The following is a 23423-nucleotide window of genomic DNA, read 5'->3' as shown; positions in this document are numbered from 1 at the left end:
GGGGTATGTAAATGAAAGAGAGGGTTATCATAACAGGAGCAAATGGCCAATTAGGAAAACAACTACAAGAAGAGTTAAATTCTGAAGAATATGACATATATCCGTTTGATAAAAAGTTATTAGATGTAACAAATATATCCCAAATGCAGCAAGTGGTACAAGAAATAAAGCCACATATAATCATTCATTGTGCAGCCTACACGAAAGTAGATCATGCTGAGAAAGAACAAGATCTTGCTTATTTAATAAATGCAATCGGCGCTCGAAATGTAGCGGTTACTTCACAATTAGTAGGGGCGAAGCTAGTTTATATTAGTACTGATTATGTATTTCAAGGCGCCAGACCAGATGGATACGACGAATTTCATAGTCCAGCGCCGATAAATATATATGGAGCCTCTAAGTATGCAGGGGAGCAGTTTGTTAAAGAGTTACATAATAAATATTTTATCGTTCGCACATCGTGGCTATATGGTAAATATGGAAATAATTTTGTGAAAACGATGATGCGATTAGGCAAAGAAAGAGATGAAATATCTGTTGTAGCGGATCAGGTTGGCTCTCCTACGTATGTGGCGGATTTAAATATGGTTATTAATAAGCTCATTCACACTTCTTTATACGGTACATACCACGTATCAAACAGAGGCTCATGCTCTTGGTTTGAATTTGCACAAAAGATATTTTCGTATGCAAATATGAAAGTGAATGTATTACCTGTTTCAACGGAAGAATTTGGGGCTGCGGCTGCGAGGCCCAAATATTCTATCTTTCAACATAACATGCTGCGATTAAATGGTTTTTTGCAAATGCCGTCTTGGGAAGAAGGATTAGAGCGGTTTTTTATAGAAACCAAAAGTCATTAACAAATTTCTGTTAATGACTTTTTTGTTTGCCTTTAAGCGGTTTTATGGTACTATAATTATAGTATCAGGTACTAATAACAAGTATAAGCATTTCTGGGAGGATATATCATGGAACTATTACAAGGGAAAACATTTGTTGTTATGGGCGTTGCGAACCAAAGAAGTATTGCATGGGGAATTGCTCGCTCTTTGCATAATGCAGGTGCAAAATTAATATTCACATATGCAGGAGAACGTTTAGAAAGAAACGTTCGTGAATTAGCGGACACATTAGAAGGACAAGAATCACTTGTATTACCTTGTGATGTAACGAATGATGAAGAACTTACAGCTTGCTTTGAAACAATTAAACAAGAAGTAGGTACTATTCACGGTGTAGCACATTGTATTGCTTTTGCAAATCGCGATGACTTAAAAGGTGAATTTGTAGATACTTCTCGCGATGGATTTTTACTTGCACAAAATATTAGTGCATTCTCTTTAACAGCTGTAGCAAGAGAAGCGAAGAAAGTAATGACAGAAGGCGGAAATATTTTAACTTTAACATATCTTGGCGGCGAGCGCGTTGTGAAAAATTATAACGTTATGGGTGTTGCAAAAGCTTCATTAGAAGCGAGTGTGAAATATTTAGCGAACGATTTAGGTCAACACGGCATTCGTGTCAATGCTATTTCAGCAGGACCAATTCGTACGTTATCTGCAAAAGGTGTGGGCGATTTCAACTCAATCTTAAGAGAAATTGAGGAGCGCGCACCACTTCGTCGCACAACAACTCCAGAAGAAGTTGGCGATACAGCGGTATTCCTATTTAGTGATTTAGCACGTGGTGTAACAGGAGAAAACATTCACGTTGATTCAGGATATCATATCTTAGGATAAATATAATATTAATTTTTAAAGGACAATCTCTAAATGCTGAGATTGTCCTTTTTATTTGTTCTTAGAAAGAACGATTTTTAACGAAAGTTCTTACCACGTGATGAATATAACTATAATAGTACACGATTTATTCAGCTACGTATGGAAGTGGGAGGGACGAGTGTGAAGAATAAAAATAAAAGTTCAACAGTTGGAAAACCGTTGTTATATATTGCACAAGTAAGTTTAGAACTTGCTGCACCGAAAATAAAAAGAATTATCCTGACAAACTTTGAAAATGAAGATCAAAAAGAGCAAAGTAATAGAAATGAAAATATTGTAAGCAGTGCTGTGGAAGAGGTAATAGAACAAGAACAACAAGAAGAGCAGCAAGTTGAAGAAAAAATAGAAGAAGTGGAAAAAGAAGAACACGCAGAACAAGAAGAGCAAGAGCAGCAAGAGCAGGTGAGAACAGTCCCGTACAATAAATCATTCAAAGATATGAATAATGAAGAAAAAATTCATTTTTTATTAAACCGTCCTCATTATATTCCAAAAGTAAGGTGCAGAATAAAAACAGCTACAGTCTCATATGTTGGATCGATAATATCGTATCGCAATGGCATTGTATCCATTATGCCGCAAAATAGTATGAGAGATATTAAGTTGTCTATAGATGATATCCAATCGATTGGTATGGCCGGCTTTTAAATATGTAAAGGTGGTAGAAATCTTCTACCACCCTAATAGTTTTTTAGTTTACTTAACTATAGAAACGTCACGTAAGCATTGAATCGCACAGAAACAGCTTAAATCAACAGTAAGGCAAGTAGTTGTCGATATTAATCTTGCATTTGGTACAGCTAAAAACGTACAAATTGGATCGTCACCAGGTGGTACCGGAGAACCGTCACCTAATACTACAGTTAATACACGTAGCACAGCACAGCTATCATCATCTACACTTTCCACACGGAAAATTGGAGATTGGCAGCTAACAAGGCTTGCAGATGGTGCAAAAGCTTCAAATGGTGTTCCAGCTTTTGTGTATAAAATAAAAGGACGTGTATTTGCTACTGATGCAGTATTGTGTGCACCTAAGAATGGGATTTCACAACCAGATCCACACGTTGTTGTAGAACAATCTTGTAATTCATTGATGAATTTTACAACGTCAACTACACAATGAGAAGAGCCATGGTGTTTATTTTCGTTACAACTCATTAATGTCACTCCTTATCTTCTTGTTTGTATTTACATTAATAAGATATTGGAGTCGAGGAGATTTGGTCACAATCTCAAGACCTTTTTTTTTAAATAGGCGAAAGAGGATAAGGGAAGGTGGAATTATGCTGTTTACAAGCTGGCTTTTATTTTTTATTTTCGCGTTAGCAGCCTTTAGGCTCACTCGTTTAATTGTTTATGATAAAATTACAGCCTTTTTGCGAAGACCATTTATTGATGAATTAGAGATTACGGAGCCGGATGGAAGTGTATCAACATTTACAAAAGTAAAAGGTAAAGGATTAAGAAAGTGGATTGGTGAATTATTAAGTTGTTATTGGTGTACAGGTGTATGGGTTAGTGCGTTTTTATTAGTTTTATATAATTGGATCCCCATCGTTGCGGAGCCGTTACTTGCATTATTAGCTATTGCAGGTGCAGCAGCAATCATTGAAACGATTACAGGATATTTTATGGGAGAATAATATATTGTCATAATACGAGAAAAAGCGGAGTTTAAAAGAATGAGGGAACGGAAATAAAGAGTTGTTCATATAGTAAATAGACAGAATTGAGAGTAGAGGAGATGTTTGCTGTGAGCAATAATCCAAGGCAGAATTCATATGACCTGCAGCAGTGGTATCATATACAGCAACAACACCAAGCACAACAACAGGCATATCAAGAACAATTACAACAACAAGGATTTGTGAAGAAAAAAGGATGTAATTGTGGTAAAAAGAAGAATACAATAAAACAATATGAAGAATGAAACACTCATGTTACTGTGAGTGTTTTTTATTATACATATAAAAAGCGGTATTTCAATGAAGAAATACCGCTTTTTACTAACCAATTTGTGCAACTGTTAATGCTGCAGCACGAATGTCTACAGTTCCAAATAATTCAACTGGTACGATTTGAACTAAGTCGCCAGGATTCAAGTTAATAAGAATAACACCACTAGAAACGTCTACTTCCCCGGTGCCAATAATGTTAGCACGAACTGCTGTTCCAGATCCTGGAATAACATTGTCGGGTGTGTTCAATGTCAAGAAGAATCGGGCAGCGTTCGGTGGAGCAGGGACATTTTCAAGACTTACCGTTAATGTATAACTGACTTGATAAATACCAGCTACTTGAATTCGAATGCCATTTCCGACACTTACTGTATTATTTATTACAGGAACAGTAATATTTGGATTTGGACTGACGCTAGGTAAAAGTAATGGTGTGAATAATGAAGCAAACTGAGGTGCAGAAGCATTAAAAGCAAAACCGAAGGCTGGTAGTGTACTAGCTGGTTGCGCCTCACAATCGATGTTATTAAATTCGCAATCAGAAGAGAACATGTTTTTCACTCCTTTATCTGTTTCTACTTTCAGTTAATGAAAAGGACAGGTTCTATGTTCTAGACAAGTTCCCAATTTTATAAAAAATACATAATAATACCTTTTAAGCATGGATTGGGTGGNNCCACCCAATCCATGCTTAAATTAATATTTAGTTTTATATAGAGACATCGCGTAAGCATTGAATTGCGCAGAAACAACTTAAATCAACAGTAAGACAAGTGGCAGTTGATACTAATCTTGCATTTGGTACAGCTAAAAACGTACAGATTGGATCGTCACCAGGTGGTACAGAAGTACCATCACCTAATACTACAGTTAATACACGCAATACAGCACAGTCATCATCATCTATACTCTCTACACGGAAAATTGGAGATTGGCAGCTAGTAAGGCTTGAAGATGGTGCAAATGCTTCGAAAGGTGTTCCGGCTTTTGTGTATAAAATAAAAGGACGTGTATTCGCTACTGAAGCATTGTTATGTGCTCCTAAAAATGGAACTTCGCAACCAGATCCGCATGTTGTCGTTGCGCATTCTTGTAGTTCATGTATAAAACGAACGACATTTGATACACAGTTGAAATCACACTCATGTTGATGATCTTCATTACAATTGCAGCTCATTATGTTCACTCCTTATCGTGAGTTCTGACATACACTATTACAATATGAGTGGGATATGGTTGATATTACGTTAATTCTTATGATAAAAACAAGGAATTTATATAGGAGGGATGTACATAACGTGATATAAAAAAAGACATCCTTATTTAGTGGATGTCTTTTCAGGTAAATCTTTTCGCACAGTATATAAAAAACGAGATATATCTAATTTCTTTCCTCTGAAAAATTGCGGAGAAGAAATGTAAAGTTCTTCTTTCGCACGTGTAATGGCAACATAAAGTAATCGGCGTTCTTCTTCTAACGCTTCAGAAGTTTCCGTAACGCGATCATTTGCATCTTTTAAAGAAGAAGTATGGGGCAGGATTCCATCACTCGCTCCAAGTAAAAAGACACATGGAAATTCAAGACCTTTTGCGTTATGAATTGACATAAGTGAAACGGCATCTTTTTGCGGCATTGTTTTTAATGCTTCCATTTCTTTTTGACCTTGAATTGCCTCATCAATAAATTGTAAATAAGCTGGAATATCGGTAAAACGAGTTGCAGACTCCATTAATTCTTCCAACATTTCTTCTTGTATGTCTTTATGCATCGTAAAGGAAGAACGATCGTTACTTTGTAAGTACTCTAAATATTTTCCTTTACCATGAATGATTTCTTTTAATGCTTTTTTCGGTTCTAATTCTTTTATAAATTTAATAAAGTCGATGCGCTCATTTACCTTTTTTACTTGAAAAGGTTTTAAGCTTGGATTTAATAGTAAGAAATGAAGAAGAGAAGGGAAGCGCCCCTCACCATATTTCCATTGTTCACGTTCAATAAATGAAATACACTCATCACGTCCGATATACATCGTCGGCAATATATTTGAAAGTGATTCTAGTCGAAACGGTTCGATCACTAATCGTAAATGATCTAATACAGGCTTAATTAAAGAATGTTCATAAAATGATTGGCTCGCCCCATGTTTAATAAACGGGATTTTATGAATGGTAAGCTGGTCGAGTAACGAACGACTTACAGAATGTGTGCGATACAGTAAACAAAAATCTTTAAAGTTACGTTCGCCGCTATCTACTTTTTCTTGAATGAGCTGCAAAATTTGATTTGCTTCATCAAGAGTCGTAGCAGGTCTTGCGTAAAAAGGTTGTACACCTTCCTCACGAACGGAGTATAGCTCTTTATCAAAACGTTCTTGATTTAATTTTATAATTTCATTTCCAAGACCGACGATAAATGGATTGGATCGATAATTTGTATTCAGTGCAATGATTGTTGTGTTATCAAATTCTTTTGGAAAAGATAAGATAATTTGGTGACTTGCTCCTCGCCAGCCATAAATTGCTTGATCATCATCACCTGCGATGAATAAATTATTTCTTGGCGTGGCTAACAATTTTACAATTTCATATTGTGCATAGGATGTATCTTGAAACTCATCTACTTCAATGTAGTGAAAACGTTGTTGTAATTGAGTTAGTAAAGGAGCATTATTTTCTAACATATAATATGTTTCCAATAAGATATCATCGAAATCAATATAATTGTATCGTTGTTTTACCTCTTCAAAACGTTCGTATACTTCCTTAAATTCTTGTTCGACTGGTGTTTTCGCTTTTACATCTTTCGGACGATTTAATTTGTTTTTCTCAAGTGAAATCATCGCGAGCATCGTTTCCGCATCATAAGCGTCTTTTAAACGCAATTCTTTTAAGATTTTCTTTATCATAATTTGTTTATGTTTTTCATTTGCTAAAATTTGCTGATTATAGCCTTGACTACGAAGCAATTTTAAAAAGACAGAGTGGAATGTACCAGCAACAACGTAGCTACTTGCTGCATGATTCATACCTGGTAACTTCGCAACACGACTTCGGATTTCTTCAGCTGCTTTTTGTGTAAATGTAAGTAATAAAATATTTCGTGGATGAACTTGTTTTACATTTACTAAATAACCTACGCGAGTTGTTAAAACAGATGTTTTCCCGCTTCCGGCACCAGCTAGTGTAAGAACAGGACCTTCTGTCGTGCGAACGGCCTCTAATTGTTTTTCGTTTAAAAAAACATTTTGCTGTTCGAGAGCGCGGAAATAAGCCGCATCTACATCTTCTTCCATAATCAAATGGGTAGATGTTTTCGGAATATGGTATGTCGCACGCGGAATATCAGCGTGTGTTAACGATTTTTGTGAAAATTTTTCTTGTGTCATATGTTCACCTTCAAAACTATAGCATCAACATTTAACTTTAGCGGAAGAAAAAGAAAATAGCAATGTAAAAAACAGGAGGGGGCACCTCCTGCTTTCAAATTACAATTCTTTTATCATTACGACGTGCGGGATATTCGCTTCCATAAATACATCAGAACTCGTTACATATCCAAGTTTTTTATAGAAATCTTCAGCATGTGTTTGAGCATGAAGTTTCAATTTTGGTAGCGAATTTTCCTTTGCATATGCTTCAAGCGCATCCATAACAATTTTTCCGATTCCTTTTTTGCGATGGGAACCTAGCACGCAAATGCGTTCCATTTTTCCTATACCATCAAGGGTGCGAAAACGTCCAGCACCAACTGGAACATCATTGTCATATATCACAACATGTGTTGAAATTTCTTCAAACTCATCGTACTCTTCTTCAGCAGAGACACGTTGTTCATTTACAAACACTTGTTTACGTACAGAGAATGCATCTCTTAGTTGTTCGTCCGTTTGTACAATCTGTGCGTGCAAATTAGTTGTTCCCCTTTCCAAGGTGGAATGTTTCGTGTACAGTCCATGTTCCATTTTCTAATTGATATAGAAGATGGAAACGATCAATTGGTTGTTCATAATAGAAATCTTTCATACGTAATCGACCTAATACATCAGCATGCTCTGCATCTGATAAGCCTTGTCCGATTGTTAAATGAGGTACGAAAGCATATTCGCGTTCTTGTGTGAAGAATTCGCCATGCATTTCTTCATTTAAGAAAGTAAGTTCAGGTGTTTTTTCTACTTTAAAATAAAGGACGTTATTAACAGGTGCGAATGAACCAACTTTTCCAACATGAAGGGTGAAAGGGTTCGTTTTATTTGCGATTGTATGTAGCTCTTTCACAATCGATTCTAATTGTTCATCTTGCGTCTCAAAGGGTGTTTTCAATGTAATATGTGGCGGAACTAATGCGTAGTGCGGGTCATAACGCTTACGCAATCCGTTCGCTTTATCTTGAATCATTTTAGATGGAAAAATTACAATGCCTAATTTCATGTTCCAATTCCTCCCTTTGTAAGTCTAGTTAGATTTTGAGATAAATAAATCTCTCTATCTATTATATCAAATTATTCTGAATACTGCTCTCTATTATTTCATTGATAGAATATGAGAGAAAGCTTTCGGTAAATCAGTCTGCCAATACTTCCAAGTATGATTACCTTCAAACTCCTCGTAATGCGTGATGAAATTTCTATCTATAAGAAGCGAATTTAATTCACGGTTTGGTTCTACGAAATCAGATACTTGTCCATCAGTACGCTTTACAGCCGTTTCTTCTGTACCAATGACGTGATAAAGTTCTAGCGCCTGTGGATCTTTGAATTCTTTTGCCAAGTTCATTACTGTCTCATCCACAAATGGTGATTGCATAACGACTTTACCGAATGTATGCGGATACATAAGTGCAGTCATAAAGGAAACTGTTCCGCCAAGAGAATCACCAATTAAAACACGACCTTTTCCCATTTGGTACGTTGGATAATTTTCATCGATATATGGTGCAAGTTCATGAGCAAGGAAACGAATATATGCAGCGTTTTTTACTTCATTTGGGAAATATTTTTCTTTACGATCGTGTACATTTTTATATGGAATACCGACAATAATTGTACGGTCAATTTCTTCAGTTTCACGAAGGCGCTCAATTACACGGTGCGCTTTACCAAGCTGAAAATAATCTCTACCATCTTGTGCAATTACAACTGTATGTTTGTGCAGTGGTGTGTAATTTACTGGTAAATAAACGAGAAGCGTAACGTCTTCTTGAAGCGATGTGCTATAAAATGAAATTTCTTCAATTCTCCCTATTGTTTGATTCATGTAGATCCCCCTAAATAAAAATTTACTGTAATGATTGTAAGAGCGACACTTGTAGTGAAAATGAAAGGAATATTCACTAATAGGTGCTTTCGTTTCTATTTTACCATAATGGTACGAAGAATCTAAAAAATTAGTATTTAAGTTACGAAAGAAAACGGATATAATGAAGTGGGATTTTTGACAGGTGAGAGGGGAGACAGGATTTGAAACAAGAAAGGTCAATCGCACTACCATTAGCAATTTCCATTATAGCCATTTCGTTCGCAGCAGTTTTTGTAAAGATGTCCTCAGCACCATCTTCAATATTAAGTATGTATCGATTATGGATTATCGTACTTATTATGCTGCCTATCGTTTGGAAAAAACGGGAAGAGTTTAGTAAGATTCAAATAAAAGATTGGGGATTTTTAATTGGATCTGGTTTCTTTTTAGCACTTCATTTTCTTTTATGGTTTGAATCTTTAAAGCATACAACAGTTGCTAGTTCAACAATTATTTTGGCACTTCAACCGATCGTATCTTTAGTTGGAGGTTTTTTTCTGTTTAAAGAAAGAACAACATATTCAGCCATTGCAACGATGGGAATCGCTATTTTAGGGGTAATGTGCATTGGTTGGGGAGATTTAGGTTTAAGTAAGCAAGCAATTTATGGAGACATATTATCTTTTTTAAGTGTAATAGCAGTTGTCGGTTATTTATTTATCGGACAAACGACAGTAAAGAAAGTCTCACACTGGATTTATAGCTTTACAGTTTTTGCATTCGCAGGTCTGTTTATGGGAATTTATAATGCCATATTGCAAGTACCTTTTACAGGTTATACGAAGTGGGATTGGACCGTTTTTCTTTTACTTGCGATTGTGCCGACAGTGTCACATGTAATTAATAACTGGCTATTGAATTATGTAAATGCAACGACAATTTCAATGAGTATTCTAGGAGAACCTGTTGGAGCATCTATACTTGCATTCTTCTTACTTGGGGAAAAATTAAATGCCATGCAAATTATCGGTAGCATGCTCGTATTGTTTGGTGTATCTGTTTTCTTATTACAGCAACAAAAGCGAACAGCAAAAAATGTGGTAAACGAGCCGGTGTATACACAGGAATTATAATATTAAGGGAGAAAAGAGAAGTTGTGATACTTCTCTTTTTGTTTTATAGAAATGCAGGTGGAGAAGGGGGAGGGAAATGGAAGAGATATTAAAGAAGTATATGCAGAATCTTACAACATTAAGTAAAGAAGAGCAGCAAATGATCCTCAGTGAATTACAGATTGAAGAATATAAAAAAGGAACAGTGCTCTTAAGACAAGGAGATGTTCCGTTAAAATGTTATTTTGTATTAAAAGGATGCATTAGGCAATATTGTATAGATGAAGCAGGGAAAGAAGTTACATCAAATTTTTATACAGAAGAACAAGCAATCGCGAATTTTAATCATCATAAACAAGATAAATCATCCCCGCATACGTTAACGTGTCTGGAAGACTGTCTCGTTGTAGTTGGCGACCTGCATAGTGAAAAGGCCATGTATAAGAAATATTCACAATTAGAAGAAATGACACGCCAAATGATTGAATACAATTTCGGTGAGGTACAAGAAGAACTTTCATTATTTATTGCATCGACACCAGAAGAGCGATACAAAGCATTGTTACAAAAACGACCGTATTTAATTAAGCGCGTTCCACAATATCAGCTAGCAAGCTATCTTGGCATGACACCAGAATCATTAAGTAGAATTAAGAAGCGGCTTAATTAGAGGGTTTACCCCCTTTCAATAGTAGCCATACCGCAAGTCCTAATTCACCTGCAATCATAGGTAATTGGAATAGTACTTGTATGATTGAAATCATTGTATCGTATTGTGGAAACATTGTATTCATGACGTGAATTAGCATATAACCGATAGCGGCAATGAACAGCAGTATACTAATAAACTTTGGTATTTGGTTAGAGAGAAAAACTACATATCCTAAAGCGAAAAGATGCAATCCAAAAATGATTAATCCTACAGACCAAATGTATTCGAATGCATTGAGAAACAACATCGTATATGCTTCTGGATTCGCTATTGTATTTTTTGAAAGCAACAATGCTAATATTAGATTGAATATAGCAATCCCAAGTATAGCTGTATACATAAGACGAAGCCAGGCAGCTAGTAATGAGAGGCTAGTATGAATTGGTTTTAGAAAGAAATAAAGAGCCCACGCGGCGAGAATATCTGTAATAAAAATGATAATCCAACCGGAAATTTCCGCTTTGAAAAGTGCATTTGAAGTTTGGATATTATGGAATGTCGCACTCGCATCCCCTTGTACAACGAGATTTCCATGAACAAAACCGTAAGAAAAAAATGCAATGAATGCCATAACAAGAAGAGAGGTGCCAGCAAATAAGGCATATTTTCGTTCAGTCATAACATTGTCCTCCTATTCTGGTATTGCTTTCATTGTAATAGGAAATAGAAGGGGTTTCATTGACTTAAATCAAGGGAGGGGGAGTATAGTGGAATTTCCATCAAAAAAAGACACATGGTTATATCTAATTTTTTTCATTGTTTTGGGTGCTTGTTTTGCGCCCATTGTTGCAGGGAGAGAATATTTTCTTTTGCTTTTTACAATTCCATTAGCAATATTATTTAGCTGGAGTTGGTTTTCAACAAAATATATTGTTGGGGCAGAAACAATTACGATTAGATCGGGTCTCGTTAAAAAACGTATATTTATACGAGATATAAAACAAATTTCAAATACGAAAAATCCAATAGCGGCCTATGCATTATCGTTTGATCGGATCGAAATTGTTTATGGATCATATAAAACAGAAATTATTTCTCCAAGAAATAAAGAACAATTTATTAACCTTGTAAAAAAAAAATTCAAACATTGAAATTAAGTAAAAGAGTGGCTACGAAGCCACTCTTTTACTTTGGATTTGTCATATAAGGTTGTACATGAATGACACATAGGTCACGGAATTTCCCTTCAGCAGTTGTGACGATTACAACTGCTCTACCTGCACTTTTTCCAGTAATCGTCACGGTGTCACCTTTTGGATATATGGTGATGATATCAGAATTCATATTTGACCAAATAAGCTCTTTATTTGTTGCTTGTATTGGCAAAATGGAAGCTGATAACACAGTACTTTGTCCAGTTTTTATTTTTAATTTATGTTTTTCCATATGAACACCGATGACTGAAATAACAGAAGGAGCAATTGAAATTTTAGGCGGGTTAGATTGCATGTTTAAACAAGACGCAGAAGTATTTGTGATAGGTGAAAATTTTCGTGTTTGTTGTTGCTGGAAAGCTGCTAACATGTGGGAGTCCCCTTTCTGTATAAGTGCTGATAGTAATACTATAAAGGAGTAGTGTTACGTTTAATTTAACAAAACATAAAGAAATTGTTAAATTCGAATAGAAAATTGTCGAACTTTGATAAAAAAGAAGCTCTGCTGTTATCGTAACAGTAGAGCTTTCCTTTTATAGATTATCACTATGTTGTTTTTCGAAATCCTCAAATTGCTCTTCAACTTCTTTTGAAGGTTGTGTTAGTAAACTAACAATTACGATTACTAGTAAACTAATAGTGAAACCAGGAATCATTTCATATAAGAATTCTTTTAAGAATTTGAATTGAGTCCAAATAATTACTGTAGCGGCACCAGAAATCATACCAGCAAGTGCGCCCCACTTTGTCATACGTTTCCAATATAAGCTTAATAATATTGCAGGTCCGAATGAAGAACCAAATCCAGCCCAAGCGTATCCAACAAGAGCTAAAATCGTATCATTTTGTTTAAACGCTAAAGCGCACCCAACTAATGCAATAACAAGTACAGCCATACGACCGACGAATACAAGTTCTTTATCAGAAGCAGAACGTTTAAAGAATGTACGATATAAATCTTCTGTTATAGCACTAGAAGTAACGAGCAACTGAGATGAAATTGTACTCATAATAGCTGCTAAAATAGCTGCTAATAAAAATCCAGTAATAAGTGGATGGAATAAAATTTTTCCTAGTTCAAGGAAAATGGTTTCTGGGTTAGATAATGTTAACTCTTGTTGTGAGTAGTAAGCAATACCGATAAGGCCAGTAAACATAGCTCCGACAACAGAGAAAATCATCCAGCTCATACCAATTCTTCGTGCGCTTTTAATCTCTTTTACAGAAGAAATCGCCATAAAGCGTACGATAATATGAGGTTGTCCAACATAACCAAGGCCCCATGCAAATAAAGAAATCATTCCTAAAGTAGAGGCTCCTTTAAAAATATCTAAACGTGTTGGATCTACAGATTGAATTGTATCAAATGCAGGTCCAAGTCCATTCGAATTCATAATTGTTACGATAGGAACAAGAATAAGAGCAATTACCATAATGATTCCTTGTACGAAGTCTGTCCAACTTACTGCTAAGAAACCACCAAATAATGTGTAAGCGACAACAACACCAGCTACAATGAATAATCCAACATGGTAGTTCATACCAAATGAATTTTCAAATAATACAGCGCCTGAAACTAGTCCTGAAGCTACATAGAAAGTAAAGAAAATCATAATAACAAGTCCTGATACTAAACGTAACATATGAGATTTGTCGTGGAAACGGTGTTCCAAAAATTCCGGGATAGTAATAGAGTTGTTTGCAATTTCTGAGTAGGTACGTAAGCGAGGAGCGACATAAAGCCAGTTTGCGTATGCGCCTAGTGTTAGGCCGATTGCAATCCAACTACTACTTAATCCAACGCTAAACATTGCACCGGGTAATCCCATTAAAAGCCAACCACTCATATCGGATGCTCCAGCACTTAATGCTGTTACTGCGGGGCCTAGTGTACGCCCGCCAAGCATATAATCTGTTAAGTTGGACGTTCGTTTGTAGGCGAAATAGCCGATTACTAACATCCCGAGCATGTAAATAGAGATAGAAGTTAAAGTTAACATCTGCGTACTCATGTAGTTCCCCTTTCGTTTGTCATGTCTTTTGATGCGTTATGCATATTTATCCCGCATTAACGGGCAGTAAAACTCCCACCTTAAAATTGGCTGGGCAAGGAAGTTAGGTGGGAGATCAACTGCCCGTAAATGCCCGATTGGTTCAACTAATAATCAGTGGGGGATGAACAAAACCCCCACTGATTAAAGTTTCACTTTATAATCTATCATGATTATTCTGAAAAATCCATATAGAAATACGAATTTTCAGAAATGTAAGCGTTTTTTGATGTCATTTTACTTTTTTAATATATAATATTCATACAAAAAACCTTATTTTTAATAGAGTATTTATTATATTTACATAAAAATAGGTTGTTTTGTCAATATAATATTGAAAGGAGAGAAAAATAAAATTCTTTGAAAAGTATTGACTTATGAAAAAAGTCAGGTCTATAATGAGTGCAACTTAAAAAAATGCAAGCGTTGATGAAGAAGAGTACACATGATGAACATGTCAGAGAGCTGATGGTTGGTGCGAATCAGTATGGAATTGATGTGGAATGGGCTTCGGAGCTTCCAAACCGAAACGAAAGAAGTAGGCTTTGGCGACATGATCTCATCGATACAAGAGACACGTATTGTTTTTGATACGGTAAAGTGCGTTACATTTGTAACGAATTAAGGTGGCACCACGGGAGTACCCGTCCTTTCTATAGGATGAGTACTCCCTTTTTGTGTATAAAAAATTAAATAAATGAAATCGTTGAAGTAAGAAGAGTACGTATATTGGAGACGTTACAGAGAGCCGGGAATAGGTGGGAGCCCGGTACGGTGCCATATACGGAATGGGCTTACGAGAGGTATGCTGAACAATTATTTTCAGTAGGCAACCCGGGTTCCGCCGTTACAAGGATAAGGTATAAATTTTGTACCTGAACAAAGCGGGATGCTTTTGCATCCAACACGAGGTGGTACCGCGGTATATTTATCGTCCTCTACATATTTTCGATATGTAGAGGACTTTTTTATTTTTCAGAGCGAGGTGAAGGACATGATGACAAAAGAAGAGTTTATGAAGCAAAAAGAACAAGGAAAAACATTTTTAGTAATCGCTGAAGAAGAAGGAGATAGCATTACGCCAATTTCTTTATATAGACGTATGAAAGGGAAGAAGAAATTTTTATTAGAAAGTTCACAGCTTCATCAAGATAAAGGTCGTTATTCTTACTTAGGGTGTAATCCATATGGCGAGGTGAAAAGTGTGGGGATAGAAGTAGAACGAACGATGTATGGGCAAACGGAGACGTTGCAAGCTAACGTATTGCCAGTATTAGAAAATGTAATCGCCTCATCACAAGTAGACAGTCCATTTCCATTTTGCGGAGGAGCAGTTGGTTATATTGGATATGATGTCATTCGGCAGTATGAAAACATTGGAGCAGATTTACACGATCCATTAAATATTCCAGAAGTACACCTTTTACTGTACCGTGAGTTTATCGTGTATGACCACTTACGCCAAAAATTATCATTTGTATATGTATGCAGGGAAGACGATACTCCTTCTTATGAAGAAGTATACGAAAGATTGCAAGTATACAAAGAGGAAGTGCTGAGGGGAGAAGAAGCGGAAGTAACTGAAATAAGATCAGTATTATCATTCACTTCTTCTATAACAGAAAAAGAATTTTGCGCGATGGTAGAAACGGCGAAGGAATACATTCGAGCCGGGGACATATTCCAAGTCGTATTATCTCAGCGTTTGCAAAGTGAATGTATTGGTGATCCTTTCGCTTTATACCGAAAACTTCGAATTGCAAATCCATCACCATATATGTTCTATATCGATTTTCAAGATTATGTTGTACTCGGTTCTTCGCCGGAAAGTTTGTTATCGGTAAGAGAGGATAAAGTGATGACGAACCCAATTGCGGGTACGAGGCCGAGAGGGAAAACGAAGCAGGAAGATGAGAAAATTGAAAGAGAACTGTTAGAAAATGAGAAAGAACGAGCAGAGCATATGATGCTTGTAGATCTTGGACGAAACGATATTGGTAGAGTGAGCGAAATCGGCTCAGTTACGATAGATAAATATATGAAAGTAGAAAAATACTCTCACGTTATGCACATTGTATCTGAAGTTTACGGAATATTACGAAAACGGATGAGCGGATTTGATGCGCTAGCGTATTGCTTGCCAGCAGGGACAGTTTCTGGGGCTCCGAAAATTAGAGCGATGGAAATTATAAATGAGCTAGAGAATGAAAAAAGAAATGTATACGCCGGTGCAGTTGGATACGTTAGTTTTTCGGGGAATCTTGATATGGCGCTCGCGATTCGAACGATGATCGTCAAGGATGAAAAAGCATATGTTCAGGCAGGAGCGGGCATCGTTTACGATTCAGATCCAGTAGCTGAATATGAAGAAACATTAAATAAAGCGAGAGCACTATTGGAGGTAATGAAATGATTGTACTGATTGATAATTATGATTCATTCACATATAACTTGTATCAACTGTTAGGAGAATATGAAGAAGATATTGTTGTCGTAAGGAATGATCAAATAACGATAGAACAGTTAGAAAGGATGAATCCAACAGGAATTGTGCTTTCACCAGGACCAGGAAAACCAGAGGATGCTGGCATTTGTATCGAAGTGATTCGTCATTTTTATAAGAACGTTCCCATATTAGGTATTTGCCTTGGCCATCAGGCGATTATATCAGCATTTGGAGGAGACATTGTTAGAGCAGAACGTATTAAACACGGAAAAACATCGCGTGTGAAACATAGCGGAACGTCAATTTTTTCATACGTTACACAGCCGTTAACAGCGATGCGCTACCATTCACTTGTTGCAGCGCAAACGAGTTTACCAGAGTGTTTTGACATACTAGCGACAGCGATGGATGACGGAGAAATTATGGCAGTTCGTCACAATTATTATCCGCTATTTGGATTACAGTTTCATCCGGAATCAATCGCAACAGAAGAAGGCGGAAAGTTAATACGTGCCTTTTTAACAGAAGTGAAGGAGGAGGAAAGAGTATGAATAACTATCTTCGTAAATTAGTGGAGGGACAACATTTAACAGAAGAGGAAATGTATAGAGCAGGGCTTCTTTTATTAAATGAAAACATATTGGAAAGTGAAATTGCAGCCTTCTTAGTCTTACTGAAAGTGAAAGGTGAAACGGCAGAAGAAATATACGGTCTCGTTCGAGCTCTTCGTGAAAAGGCATTACCGTTTTCGAACCATATACAAGGAGCAATGGACAATTGCGGGACGGGTGGTGACGGTGCCCAAACGTTTAATATTAGTACAACATCGGCATTTGTACTGGCAGGAGCTGGCGTAAAGGTTGCAAAACACGGTAACCGAGCTGTTTCTAGTAAAACAGGAAGTGCAGATTTATTAGAAGAACTCGGTGTAAATATTAGCAGTACGCCAAACGAAATTGATTATTTATTAGAGCATGTCGGCATTGCATTTTTATTCGCACCAGCGATGCATCCAGCATTAAGGCGCATTATGAAAATAAGAAAAGAATTAAATGTGCCGACGATCTTTAATTTAATTGGTCCTTTAACAAATCCGGTGAATTTAGAAACACAATTTGTCGGCATTTATAAACGAGATATGTTACTACCAGTTGCGCAAGTATTACAAAAGTTAGGGCGGAAACAAGCGCTTGTCGTAAATGGAAGTGGTTTTTTAGATGAAGCGTCATTACAAGGGGAAAATCACGTAGTCCTTTTAAAAGATAATGAAATAGTAGAAATGAGTATTGATCCAGAAAAGTATGGTTTTTCAAGAGTGAAAAATGAAGAAATTAGAGGCGGGAATGCAAAAGAAAATGCAAAGATTACAGTCGGCGTATTGAGCGGAGAAAAGAGTGTTTATCGCGATACCGTTTTATTAAATGCAGGTCTAGCTCTTTTTGCAAATGGAAAAACGGAAACGATTGAAGAAGGAATTAAACTCGCGGCACATAGCATTGACTCTGGAAAAGCGTTAGCCAAACTAAACGTATTAATTGCAGCAAGCAACGAAAAATTAGAAAGGGTGAACTAAAGTGGGGACGATTTTAGATAAAATTGTAGAACAGAAGAAAAAGGAAGTTGCGGAGTTATATGAAACATATACACCAGTAAAAACAAAAAGAAAAACACACTCACTTGTAAAAGGTTTAGATCAATTTACTGTCATTGCAGAAGTAAAGCGAGCATCACCATCAAAAGGAGATATCAATTTACACGTTGACGTACGAAAACAAGTGGGAACATATGAGAAATGTGGTGCAGGAGCAGTATCTGTTTTAACAGATGGTCAATTTTTTAAAGGTTCGTTTCATGATTTACAAACGGCAAGGGAAGAAAGTAACATTCCTCTTTTATGCAAAGATTTCATAATCGATAAGATTCAAATCGATAGAGCGTATGAAGCGGGCGCAGATATTATTTTACTAATCGTAGCGGCGTTAACGAAAGAGAAGTTAAAAGAACTGTATAGCTACGTACTAGAAAAAGGGTTAGAAGCAATTGTTGAAGTTCATGATGAACAGGAATTAGAAATTGCGATCCAATTAAATCCGCACGTTATCGGTATTAACAACCGTAATTTAAAAACGTTCGAAGTAGATGTAAGCCAAACTGAAAAGCTTGGAAAACGATTGAATGAGGAGAAATTACTTTGGATTAGTGAAAGTGGCATTCATTCAAAAGAAGATATTATCCGCGTTAAAAGAGCTGGAGCAAAAGGTGTATTAGTTGGAGAGGCACTTATGACATCATCTTCTATTAGTAGCTTTTTTGAAGATTGTAAGGTGAATATATGAAAGTGAAGATTTGCGGGATTACTGATATGGAAACAGCGAAAGGTGCGTGTGAATATGGCGCAGATGCACTTGGATTTGTTTTTGCAGAAAGTAAGCGGCAAATCACCCCAGAACTAGCGAAAAAAATCATTCAGGAGCTTCCAGCCAACGTGTTAAAGGTCGGTGTTTTCGTAAATGAATCAGTAGAAGAAATCCAGAAAATTGCAGATAAATGCGGGTTAACGCATGTGCAACTACATGGGGATGAAGAGAATCATCAAATTAGAAGATTGAATATTCCGTCTATAAAATCGCTAGGAGTAACTTCAGAAAGTGATATGAAAAGCGCTCAAGCATATGAAACGGATTATATATTGTTTGATAGCCCAAAAGAAAAGTTTCATGGAGGAAATGGAAAGACATTTTCATGGGAACTACTTGAGCATATGCCAAAAGAGTTACAAAAGAAAACGATATTAGCTGGTGGATTAAACGCTCTTAATATAGAAGAAGCAATTCGAACTGTTCGGCCATATATGGTTGATGTGAGTAGCGGAGTAGAGACAGAAGGAAAGAAAGATATTGAGAAAATAAAACAATTTATTATAAAAGCGAAGGAGTGTTCCAAATGAACTACGCATATCCAGATGAAAAAGGACATTACGGTATATACGGAGGACGATATGTTCCAGAAACGTTAATGCAATCTGTATTAGAACTAGAAGAAGCATATAAAGAAGCGATGCAAGATGAAGCATTCCAAAAGGAACTAAATCATTATTTAAAAACGTATGTCGGAAGAGAAACACCACTATATTTTGCTGAAAATATGACGAAGTATTGCGGTGGTGCAAAAATTTATTTGAAACGTGAAGATTTGAACCATACAGGAGCTCATAAAATTAACAATACAATCGGTCAGGCACTTCTTGCAGTGCGAATGGGGAAGAAAAAAGTTGTTGCTGAAACAGGAGCTGGACAACACGGAGTTGCAACAGCTACAGTATGTGCTCTTCTTGGGTTAGAATGCGTTATCTTTATGGGAGAAGAAGATGTAAGACGTCAAAAATTAAACGTGTTCCGAATGGAATTACTCGGAGCGAAAGTAGAAAGTGTAGCGGCAGGTAGCGGCACATTAAAAGATGCGGTGAACGAGGCGCTTCGTTATTGGGTTTCACATGTGCATGATACACACTACATTATGGGATCAGTTCTCGGACCACATCCGTTCCCGCAAATTGTCCGTGATTTCCAAAGTGTAATTGGGAATGAAACGAAGAAACAATATGAAGAGTTAGAAGGGAAATTACCAGAAGCAGTCGTTGCTTGTATTGGTGGTGGTAGTAACGCGATGGGAATGTTTTATCCGTTCGTACACGATGAAGAAGTTGCTCTTTACGGTGTAGAAGCAGCTGGAAAAGGCGTTCATACAGAAAAGCATGCAGCAACTTTAACGAAAGGAAGCGTCGGTGTTTTACACGGATCAATGATGTATCTTCTGCAAAACGAAGAAGGGCAAATTCAAGAAGCACACTCTATTTCAGCAGGGTTAGATTATCCAGGTGTTGGGCCAGAACATAGTTTACTAAAAGATATTGGACGCGTTTCTTATCATTCGATAACAGATGAGGAAGCGTTAGAAGCATTTCAATTATTAACGAAAAAAGAAGGGATTATCCCAGCTTTAGAAAGCTCACATGCTGTCGCATACGCTTTAAAACTAGCTCCAAAAATGAAGAAAAGCGAAGGGCTTGTCATTTGTTTATCTGGCCGCGGGGATAAAGATGTTGAGAGTATAAAACGTTATATGGAAGAGGTGTGAAAAATGGGAGTAGAAAAAATTAAAGCAGCGTTTGAAAATGGCAAGAAAGCATTTATTCCGTACGTAATGGGCGGAGATGGTGGACTTGAGAAATTAAAAGAAAGAATTCGTTTTCTAGATGAGGCTGGGGCAAGCATCGTTGAAATTGGTATTCCGTTTTCAGATCCAGTAGCGGACGGTCCAACGATTCAAAGAGCAGGAAAGCGAGCGCTAGATAGCGGTGTAACATTAAAAGGCATTTTTCAAGCGTTAGCAGAGGTAAGGAAAGAAGTACAAATGCCATTTGTTCTTATGACATATTTAAATCCGGTACTTGCATTTGGAAAAGAGCGATTCATCGAGAACTGTATGGAAGCAGGTGTAGACGGCATCATCGTTCCAGATTTACCGTATGAAGAACAAAATATTATTGCGCCGTTACTTCGAGAGGCAAACATTGCGCTCATTCCACTCGTTACCGTAACGAGTCCTATTGAAAGAATTGAAAAAATTACGAGTGAATCAGAAGGGTTCGTTTATGCTGTTACAGTAGCAGGCGTAACGGGAGTACGTCAAAACTTTAAAGAGGAGATTCATAGTTACTTAGAAAAAGTAAAATCACATACGCATTTACCGGTAGTAGCAGGATTCGGTATTTCAACAAAGGAACATGTAGAAGAAATGATTACAATATGTGACGGTGTTGTCGTTGGAAGTAAGGTTATTGAGCTTTTAGAAAATGAAAAGCGAGAAGAAATATGTGAATTAATACATGCAACAAAACAAAAAGAAGAGGCGTAAGTCTCTTATTTTTGTTTTGTATAATAAATGTTAAAATATACAGAAAATACATACAATCCAGAGGTGAGAAGGCATGCTAAGACGTAAACTACTATATCTTCTTTTAACTGTACCATTATACGCTTGGCTCGTTAGCATGACGAAAATAGAGTTGATGGCTCTATTTTTAGGATATGTATTCATCTTTTCAAACTTAAATCGCATTCAAGAACAATCTATTTTAGAAATATGTATATTTTCGATTAGTGTAGAATTATTTAGTATCGTTTCGATTGTATTATTAAACGAATTATTCAGGTGGATTCATTCATTTGAATTAATGAAATTTGGAAATATTGTATTGCAAGTAATATGTGCGTATATTGTGTTTGTTGTGTTAGATAAAATAGTCGGACAGCAAACGATTTTTCAGGATAATAGAAAATGGGAGTGAATGAAAAGGAGCCGTTTGGCTCCTTTTTTGAATCTGTTGTAAAAACAATTGAAAATTTTGATAACTGTTATATAATAGTTAAAAATTGTATTTTATAACGAAATGAGATGATAACATGGCCATACTGTTGGCACTTATCCCAATTATGATGATTTTCATTTGTTTATTTTTATTTAAACAAACGTCATTACGGTCCTCGTTAATTGCTTACGTTGTGTCTGTTGGAATCGTTTTACTTTCGCCAACGTTTCAATTAGGGGTAAGTGAAACTGTGCACGCAACGATTAAAGGTTGGTTAATTTGTTTTATTGTCGGGTACGTGTTGTTTTTCGGTATTTTTTTATTTCACCTCATGAACAAAATGGGGTACATCGATCAAGTGGCGCGTTTTTTAGAAGAAGTGACGCATGATCGTTTATTACAAATGCTTCTTATGTGTTTTGGTATTTGTCCGTTAATCGAATCAGTAAGTGGATTCGGAATTGGCTTTATGGTCGCAGCACCTATTTTTCTTTCATTAGGATATAAACCGTTTCAAGCTGTACTACTTTCATTTATTGGTTTACTAGCTAGTTCATGGGGCGCAATGGCAACGGGTACGATTATCGGTTCGCAGCTTATAAATATGCCGCTTACAACACTTGGCACAAATACGGCACTATTAAGCATTCCGATGTTTGCTTATTTCGTCATCCTTTCTTTATATGTTGTTGGCGGCTGGCAGGCCGTTATTGAAAAGTGGAAGGAAGGATTCGGTTTCTTTCTATTATTTTCTCTCGGAATCTATCTTTCTAACGCATATGTAAGTGTTGAACTAGCAGGTATATTAAGTTCTATCGTTACGATTACATTTGGCTTTCTTATCATTAAACTAAAAGGGAAAAATGAACAAAATCTTATAACAGAACATGCTGCGGCAACGGAGAGAGAAGTATCCATTATAAAAATTATTAGCCCTTATATCTTTTTAACAGTTTGTATTTTACTTTCTCGCCTCGTTCCAGCATTACATGATTTATTAAGATCATATGCGGTTCTTGATTTGAAATCATACTCTTACAAATTAGAAATGCTATATTCACCAGGATTTTGGCTCGGTATGACTTGTTTATTTACAATTATTTTTTTCCGCATTCCATCTCATATTATTAAGCAATCACTCTCGCAAACGATAAAACAATGGATTCCTTTCGCTATTACCACGACAATGTTTATCGCCATTTCAGAACTAATGGGTGCATCTGGCATGCATTCATTACTGGCAAAAACAGCTGGTGAAACATTTGGTACCTTTTTCGTTTTCGTTGCTCCGTTCATCGGCGGAATCGGTGGCTTTTTAACAGGTAGTAACGCAGGATCAAATGCAATGTTTATAAAACTACAAATGCAAACAGTACAAAACGTAGCACTCCCGTGGCAATACGTCACAACACTGCAAAACACCGCATCATCAGTAGCTACAATCGCTTGCCCGTCACGTATTACACTTGGTGCTTATTTATGTAATATCCCTTATCGTGAAAACGAACTATTAAAGAAAACGACGTTAATGATTTTTGGGGCGGTGTTACTTGTAGTAGTGGAAGTTATTTTCTGGTATATGTTGAGAAAATAA

27 protein-coding genes and 2 other annotated features are annotated in these 23423 nt (G+C 36.5%); of the genes, 17 read left to right on the top strand and 10 right to left on the bottom strand.

Annotated features, from left to right (window positions below; translation table 11 throughout):
- Positions 1-11 precede the first annotated feature (11 nt).
- The 3 genes from rfbD to COK05_RS05990 all read left to right on the top strand — a co-directional run bounded on the left by rfbD (position 12) and on the right by COK05_RS05990 (position 2435).
- Positions 12-866, top strand: coding sequence for a dTDP-4-dehydrorhamnose reductase (gene rfbD / locus COK05_RS06000; RefSeq protein ID WP_098611844.1), 855 nt, complete (start codon positions 12-14; stop codon positions 864-866).
- Between the two features lie 108 nt (positions 867-974).
- Positions 975-1745 carry an enoyl-ACP reductase FabI gene (gene fabI, locus COK05_RS05995; protein ID WP_000421885.1) on the top strand — a complete coding sequence of 257 codons (771 nt, stop codon included), beginning with the start codon at positions 975-977 and terminating at the stop codon, positions 1743-1745.
- 141 nt (positions 1746-1886) lie between these two features.
- Positions 1887-2435, top strand: a complete 549-nt coding sequence (locus COK05_RS05990) for a spore coat CotO family protein (protein WP_098611843.1) — start codon at positions 1887-1889, stop codon at positions 2433-2435.
- Positions 2436-2483: 48 nt separating this feature from the next.
- Here COK05_RS05990 and exsY read toward each other — a convergent pair whose 3' ends face one another.
- Positions 2484-2948, bottom strand: coding sequence for an exosporium assembly protein ExsY (exsY, locus tag COK05_RS05985; protein ID WP_098611842.1), 465 nt, complete (start codon positions 2946-2948; stop codon positions 2484-2486).
- 125 nt (positions 2949-3073) lie between these two features.
- On the opposite strand from exsY, the gene COK05_RS05980 reads away from it, so the two are divergent.
- Together COK05_RS05980 and COK05_RS05975 are read left to right on the top strand one after the other, a co-directional pair.
- Positions 3074-3433, top strand: coding sequence for a DUF1360 domain-containing protein (locus COK05_RS05980; protein WP_000899662.1), 360 nt, complete (start codon positions 3074-3076; stop codon positions 3431-3433).
- A 101-nt stretch (positions 3434-3534) separates the two neighbouring features.
- Positions 3535-3720 carry a hypothetical protein gene (locus COK05_RS05975; protein ID WP_029948404.1) on the top strand — a complete coding sequence of 62 codons (186 nt, stop codon included), beginning with the start codon at positions 3535-3537 and terminating at the stop codon, positions 3718-3720.
- A gap of 76 nt (positions 3721-3796) precedes the next feature.
- On the opposite strand, the gene exsF is transcribed toward COK05_RS05975, so the two are convergent.
- From exsF to COK05_RS05945, 6 genes are all read right to left on the bottom strand, one after another.
- Positions 3797-4300, bottom strand: a complete 504-nt coding sequence (gene exsF, locus COK05_RS05970) for an exosporium protein ExsF (protein WP_098611841.1) — start codon at positions 4298-4300, stop codon at positions 3797-3799.
- Positions 4301-4457: 157 nt separating this feature from the next.
- On the bottom strand, positions 4458-4925 hold the full coding sequence (gene cotY / locus COK05_RS05965) for a spore coat protein CotY (protein WP_098611840.1): 468 nt from the start codon (positions 4923-4925) through the stop codon (positions 4458-4460).
- Positions 4926-5067: 142 nt separating this feature from the next.
- Complete coding sequence (locus COK05_RS05960) at positions 5068-7134, bottom strand: ATP-dependent helicase (RefSeq protein ID WP_098611839.1); 2067 nt, start codon at positions 7132-7134, stop codon at positions 5068-5070.
- 99 nt (positions 7135-7233) lie between these two features.
- Positions 7234-7656 (bottom strand): GNAT family N-acetyltransferase, encoded by a 423-nt coding sequence (locus COK05_RS05955; protein ID WP_098611838.1) that lies wholly within the window; start codon positions 7654-7656, stop codon positions 7234-7236.
- A 1-nt stretch (position 7657) separates the two neighbouring features.
- Positions 7658-8176 carry a YjcG family protein gene (locus COK05_RS05950; protein WP_098611837.1) on the bottom strand — a complete coding sequence of 173 codons (519 nt, stop codon included), beginning with the start codon at positions 8174-8176 and terminating at the stop codon, positions 7658-7660.
- A gap of 93 nt (positions 8177-8269) precedes the next feature.
- A complete protein-coding gene (locus COK05_RS05945; RefSeq protein WP_098611836.1) occupies positions 8270-9001 on the bottom strand; it encodes an alpha/beta hydrolase in 732 nt (243 codons plus the stop codon).
- 203 nt (positions 9002-9204) lie between these two features.
- Here COK05_RS05945 and COK05_RS05940 point away from each other — a divergent pair, with 203 nt between their 5' ends.
- Positions 9205-10116, top strand: coding sequence for a DMT family transporter (locus COK05_RS05940; RefSeq protein WP_098611835.1), 912 nt, complete (start codon positions 9205-9207; stop codon positions 10114-10116).
- A gap of 76 nt (positions 10117-10192) precedes the next feature.
- Positions 10193-10765 (top strand): Crp/Fnr family transcriptional regulator, encoded by a 573-nt coding sequence (locus COK05_RS05935; RefSeq protein WP_098611834.1) that lies wholly within the window; start codon positions 10193-10195, stop codon positions 10763-10765.
- On the opposite strand, the gene COK05_RS05930 is transcribed toward COK05_RS05935, so the two are convergent.
- Complete coding sequence (locus tag COK05_RS05930; protein ID WP_098611833.1) at positions 10758-11426, bottom strand: DUF4386 domain-containing protein; 669 nt, start codon at positions 11424-11426, stop codon at positions 10758-10760. The two genes, COK05_RS05935 and COK05_RS05930, sit on opposite strands and share 8 nt — an antisense overlap.
- 88 nt (positions 11427-11514) lie before the next feature.
- Here COK05_RS05930 and COK05_RS05925 point away from each other — a divergent pair, with 88 nt between their 5' ends.
- Complete coding sequence (locus COK05_RS05925; RefSeq protein WP_098611832.1) at positions 11515-11898, top strand: PH domain-containing protein; 384 nt, start codon at positions 11515-11517, stop codon at positions 11896-11898.
- Positions 11899-11932: 34 nt separating this feature from the next.
- Here the strand turns inward: COK05_RS05925 and COK05_RS05920 are convergent, their stop codons facing one another.
- Both COK05_RS05920 and putP read right to left on the bottom strand, forming a co-directional pair.
- Positions 11933-12331 (bottom strand): Ig-like domain-containing protein, encoded by a 399-nt coding sequence (locus COK05_RS05920; RefSeq protein ID WP_098611831.1) that lies wholly within the window; start codon positions 12329-12331, stop codon positions 11933-11935.
- 163 nt (positions 12332-12494) lie between these two features.
- On the bottom strand, positions 12495-13973 hold the full coding sequence (putP, locus tag COK05_RS05915) for a sodium/proline symporter PutP (RefSeq protein WP_098611830.1): 1479 nt from the start codon (positions 13971-13973) through the stop codon (positions 12495-12497).
- A gap of 456 nt (positions 13974-14429) precedes the next feature.
- Positions 14430-14667, top strand: a binding site (T-box leader).
- A 42-nt stretch (positions 14668-14709) separates the two neighbouring features.
- Positions 14710-14954, top strand: a binding site (T-box leader).
- 52 nt (positions 14955-15006) lie between these two features.
- On the opposite strand from putP, the gene trpE reads away from it, so the two are divergent.
- The 9 genes from trpE (at position 15007) to COK05_RS05865 (ending at position 23423) form a co-directional block, all read left to right on the top strand.
- A complete protein-coding gene (trpE, locus tag COK05_RS05905; RefSeq protein WP_141538910.1) occupies positions 15007-16425 on the top strand; it encodes an anthranilate synthase component I in 1419 nt (472 codons plus the stop codon).
- Complete coding sequence (locus COK05_RS05900) at positions 16422-17009, top strand: aminodeoxychorismate/anthranilate synthase component II (RefSeq protein WP_098611829.1); 588 nt, start codon at positions 16422-16424, stop codon at positions 17007-17009. The genes trpE and COK05_RS05900 overlap by 4 nt, the downstream gene beginning before the upstream one ends.
- On the top strand, positions 17006-18031 hold the full coding sequence (trpD, locus tag COK05_RS05895; protein WP_098611828.1) for an anthranilate phosphoribosyltransferase: 1026 nt from the start codon (positions 17006-17008) through the stop codon (positions 18029-18031). The genes COK05_RS05900 and trpD overlap by 4 nt, the downstream gene beginning before the upstream one ends.
- Position 18032: 1 nt before the next feature.
- Entirely contained in the window at positions 18033-18794 is a 762-nt protein-coding gene (gene trpC, locus COK05_RS05890) for an indole-3-glycerol phosphate synthase TrpC (RefSeq protein WP_098611827.1), read from the top strand.
- Positions 18791-19405 (top strand): phosphoribosylanthranilate isomerase, encoded by a 615-nt coding sequence (locus COK05_RS05885; RefSeq protein WP_098611826.1) that lies wholly within the window; start codon positions 18791-18793, stop codon positions 19403-19405. The genes trpC and COK05_RS05885 overlap by 4 nt, the downstream gene beginning before the upstream one ends.
- The gene (trpB, locus tag COK05_RS05880) at positions 19402-20595 is read left to right on the top strand and encodes a tryptophan synthase subunit beta (protein WP_098611825.1); all 1194 of its coding nucleotides are present in this window, start codon (positions 19402-19404) and stop codon (positions 20593-20595) included. Before COK05_RS05885 ends, trpB begins: the two co-directional genes overlap by 4 nt.
- Before the next feature lie 3 nt (positions 20596-20598).
- On the top strand, positions 20599-21375 hold the full coding sequence (gene trpA / locus COK05_RS05875; protein ID WP_098611824.1) for a tryptophan synthase subunit alpha: 777 nt from the start codon (positions 20599-20601) through the stop codon (positions 21373-21375).
- A 73-nt stretch (positions 21376-21448) separates the two neighbouring features.
- Positions 21449-21808 (top strand): DUF4029 domain-containing protein, encoded by a 360-nt coding sequence (locus tag COK05_RS05870; protein ID WP_098611823.1) that lies wholly within the window; start codon positions 21449-21451, stop codon positions 21806-21808.
- 115 nt (positions 21809-21923) lie between these two features.
- Positions 21924-23423, top strand: a complete 1500-nt coding sequence (locus tag COK05_RS05865) for an L-lactate permease (RefSeq protein ID WP_098611822.1) — start codon at positions 21924-21926, stop codon at positions 23421-23423.

Origin of the sequence: Bacillus cereus (genome assembly GCF_002567495.1) — a bacterium.
In the GTDB taxonomy this organism is placed as follows: domain Bacteria; phylum Bacillota; class Bacilli; order Bacillales; family Bacillaceae_G; genus Bacillus_A; species Bacillus_A cereus_AQ.
The sequence above is the reverse complement of the archived record's forward strand: the minus strand, read 5'-3'. Positions and strand labels throughout refer to the sequence as shown.

Coding starts and splice junctions, on each gene's coding strand:
- rfbD (WP_098611844.1), top strand. CDS start 12: ATGAAAGAGAGGGTTATCATAACAGGAGCAAATGGCCAATTAGGAAAA.
- fabI (WP_000421885.1), top strand. CDS start 975: ATGGAACTATTACAAGGGAAAACATTTGTTGTTATGGGCGTTGCGAAC.
- COK05_RS05990 (WP_098611843.1), top strand. CDS start 1,887: ATGGAAGTGGGAGGGACGAGTGTGAAGAATAAAAATAAAAGTTCAACA.
- exsY (WP_098611842.1), bottom strand. CDS start 2,948: ATGAGTTGTAACGAAAATAAACACCATGGCTCTTCTCATTGTGTAGTT.
- COK05_RS05980 (WP_000899662.1), top strand. CDS start 3,074: ATGCTGTTTACAAGCTGGCTTTTATTTTTTATTTTCGCGTTAGCAGCC.
- COK05_RS05975 (WP_029948404.1), top strand. CDS start 3,535: ATGTTTGCTGTGAGCAATAATCCAAGGCAGAATTCATATGACCTGCAG.
- exsF (WP_098611841.1), bottom strand. CDS start 4,300: ATGTTCTCTTCTGATTGCGAATTTAATAACATCGATTGTGAGGCGCAA.
- cotY (WP_098611840.1), bottom strand. CDS start 4,925: ATGAGCTGCAATTGTAATGAAGATCATCAACATGAGTGTGATTTCAAC.
- COK05_RS05960 (WP_098611839.1), bottom strand. CDS start 7,134: ATGACACAAGAAAAATTTTCACAAAAATCGTTAACACACGCTGATATT.
- COK05_RS05950 (WP_098611837.1), bottom strand. CDS start 8,176: ATGAAATTAGGCATTGTAATTTTTCCATCTAAAATGATTCAAGATAAA.
- COK05_RS05945 (WP_098611836.1), bottom strand. CDS start 9,001: ATGAATCAAACAATAGGGAGAATTGAAGAAATTTCATTTTATAGCACA.
- COK05_RS05935 (WP_098611834.1), top strand. CDS start 10,193: ATGGAAGAGATATTAAAGAAGTATATGCAGAATCTTACAACATTAAGT.
- COK05_RS05930 (WP_098611833.1), bottom strand. CDS start 11,426: ATGACTGAACGAAAATATGCCTTATTTGCTGGCACCTCTCTTCTTGTT.
- COK05_RS05920 (WP_098611831.1), bottom strand. CDS start 12,331: ATGTTAGCAGCTTTCCAGCAACAACAAACACGAAAATTTTCACCTATC.
- putP (WP_098611830.1), bottom strand. CDS start 13,973: ATGAGTACGCAGATGTTAACTTTAACTTCTATCTCTATTTACATGCTC.
- trpE (WP_141538910.1), top strand. CDS start 15,007: ATGATGACAAAAGAAGAGTTTATGAAGCAAAAAGAACAAGGAAAAACA.
- COK05_RS05900 (WP_098611829.1), top strand. CDS start 16,422: ATGATTGTACTGATTGATAATTATGATTCATTCACATATAACTTGTAT.
- trpD (WP_098611828.1), top strand. CDS start 17,006: ATGAATAACTATCTTCGTAAATTAGTGGAGGGACAACATTTAACAGAA.
- COK05_RS05885 (WP_098611826.1), top strand. CDS start 18,791: ATGAAAGTGAAGATTTGCGGGATTACTGATATGGAAACAGCGAAAGGT.
- trpB (WP_098611825.1), top strand. CDS start 19,402: ATGAACTACGCATATCCAGATGAAAAAGGACATTACGGTATATACGGA.
- trpA (WP_098611824.1), top strand. CDS start 20,599: ATGGGAGTAGAAAAAATTAAAGCAGCGTTTGAAAATGGCAAGAAAGCA.
- COK05_RS05870 (WP_098611823.1), top strand. CDS start 21,449: ATGCTAAGACGTAAACTACTATATCTTCTTTTAACTGTACCATTATAC.
- COK05_RS05865 (WP_098611822.1), top strand. CDS start 21,924: ATGGCCATACTGTTGGCACTTATCCCAATTATGATGATTTTCATTTGT.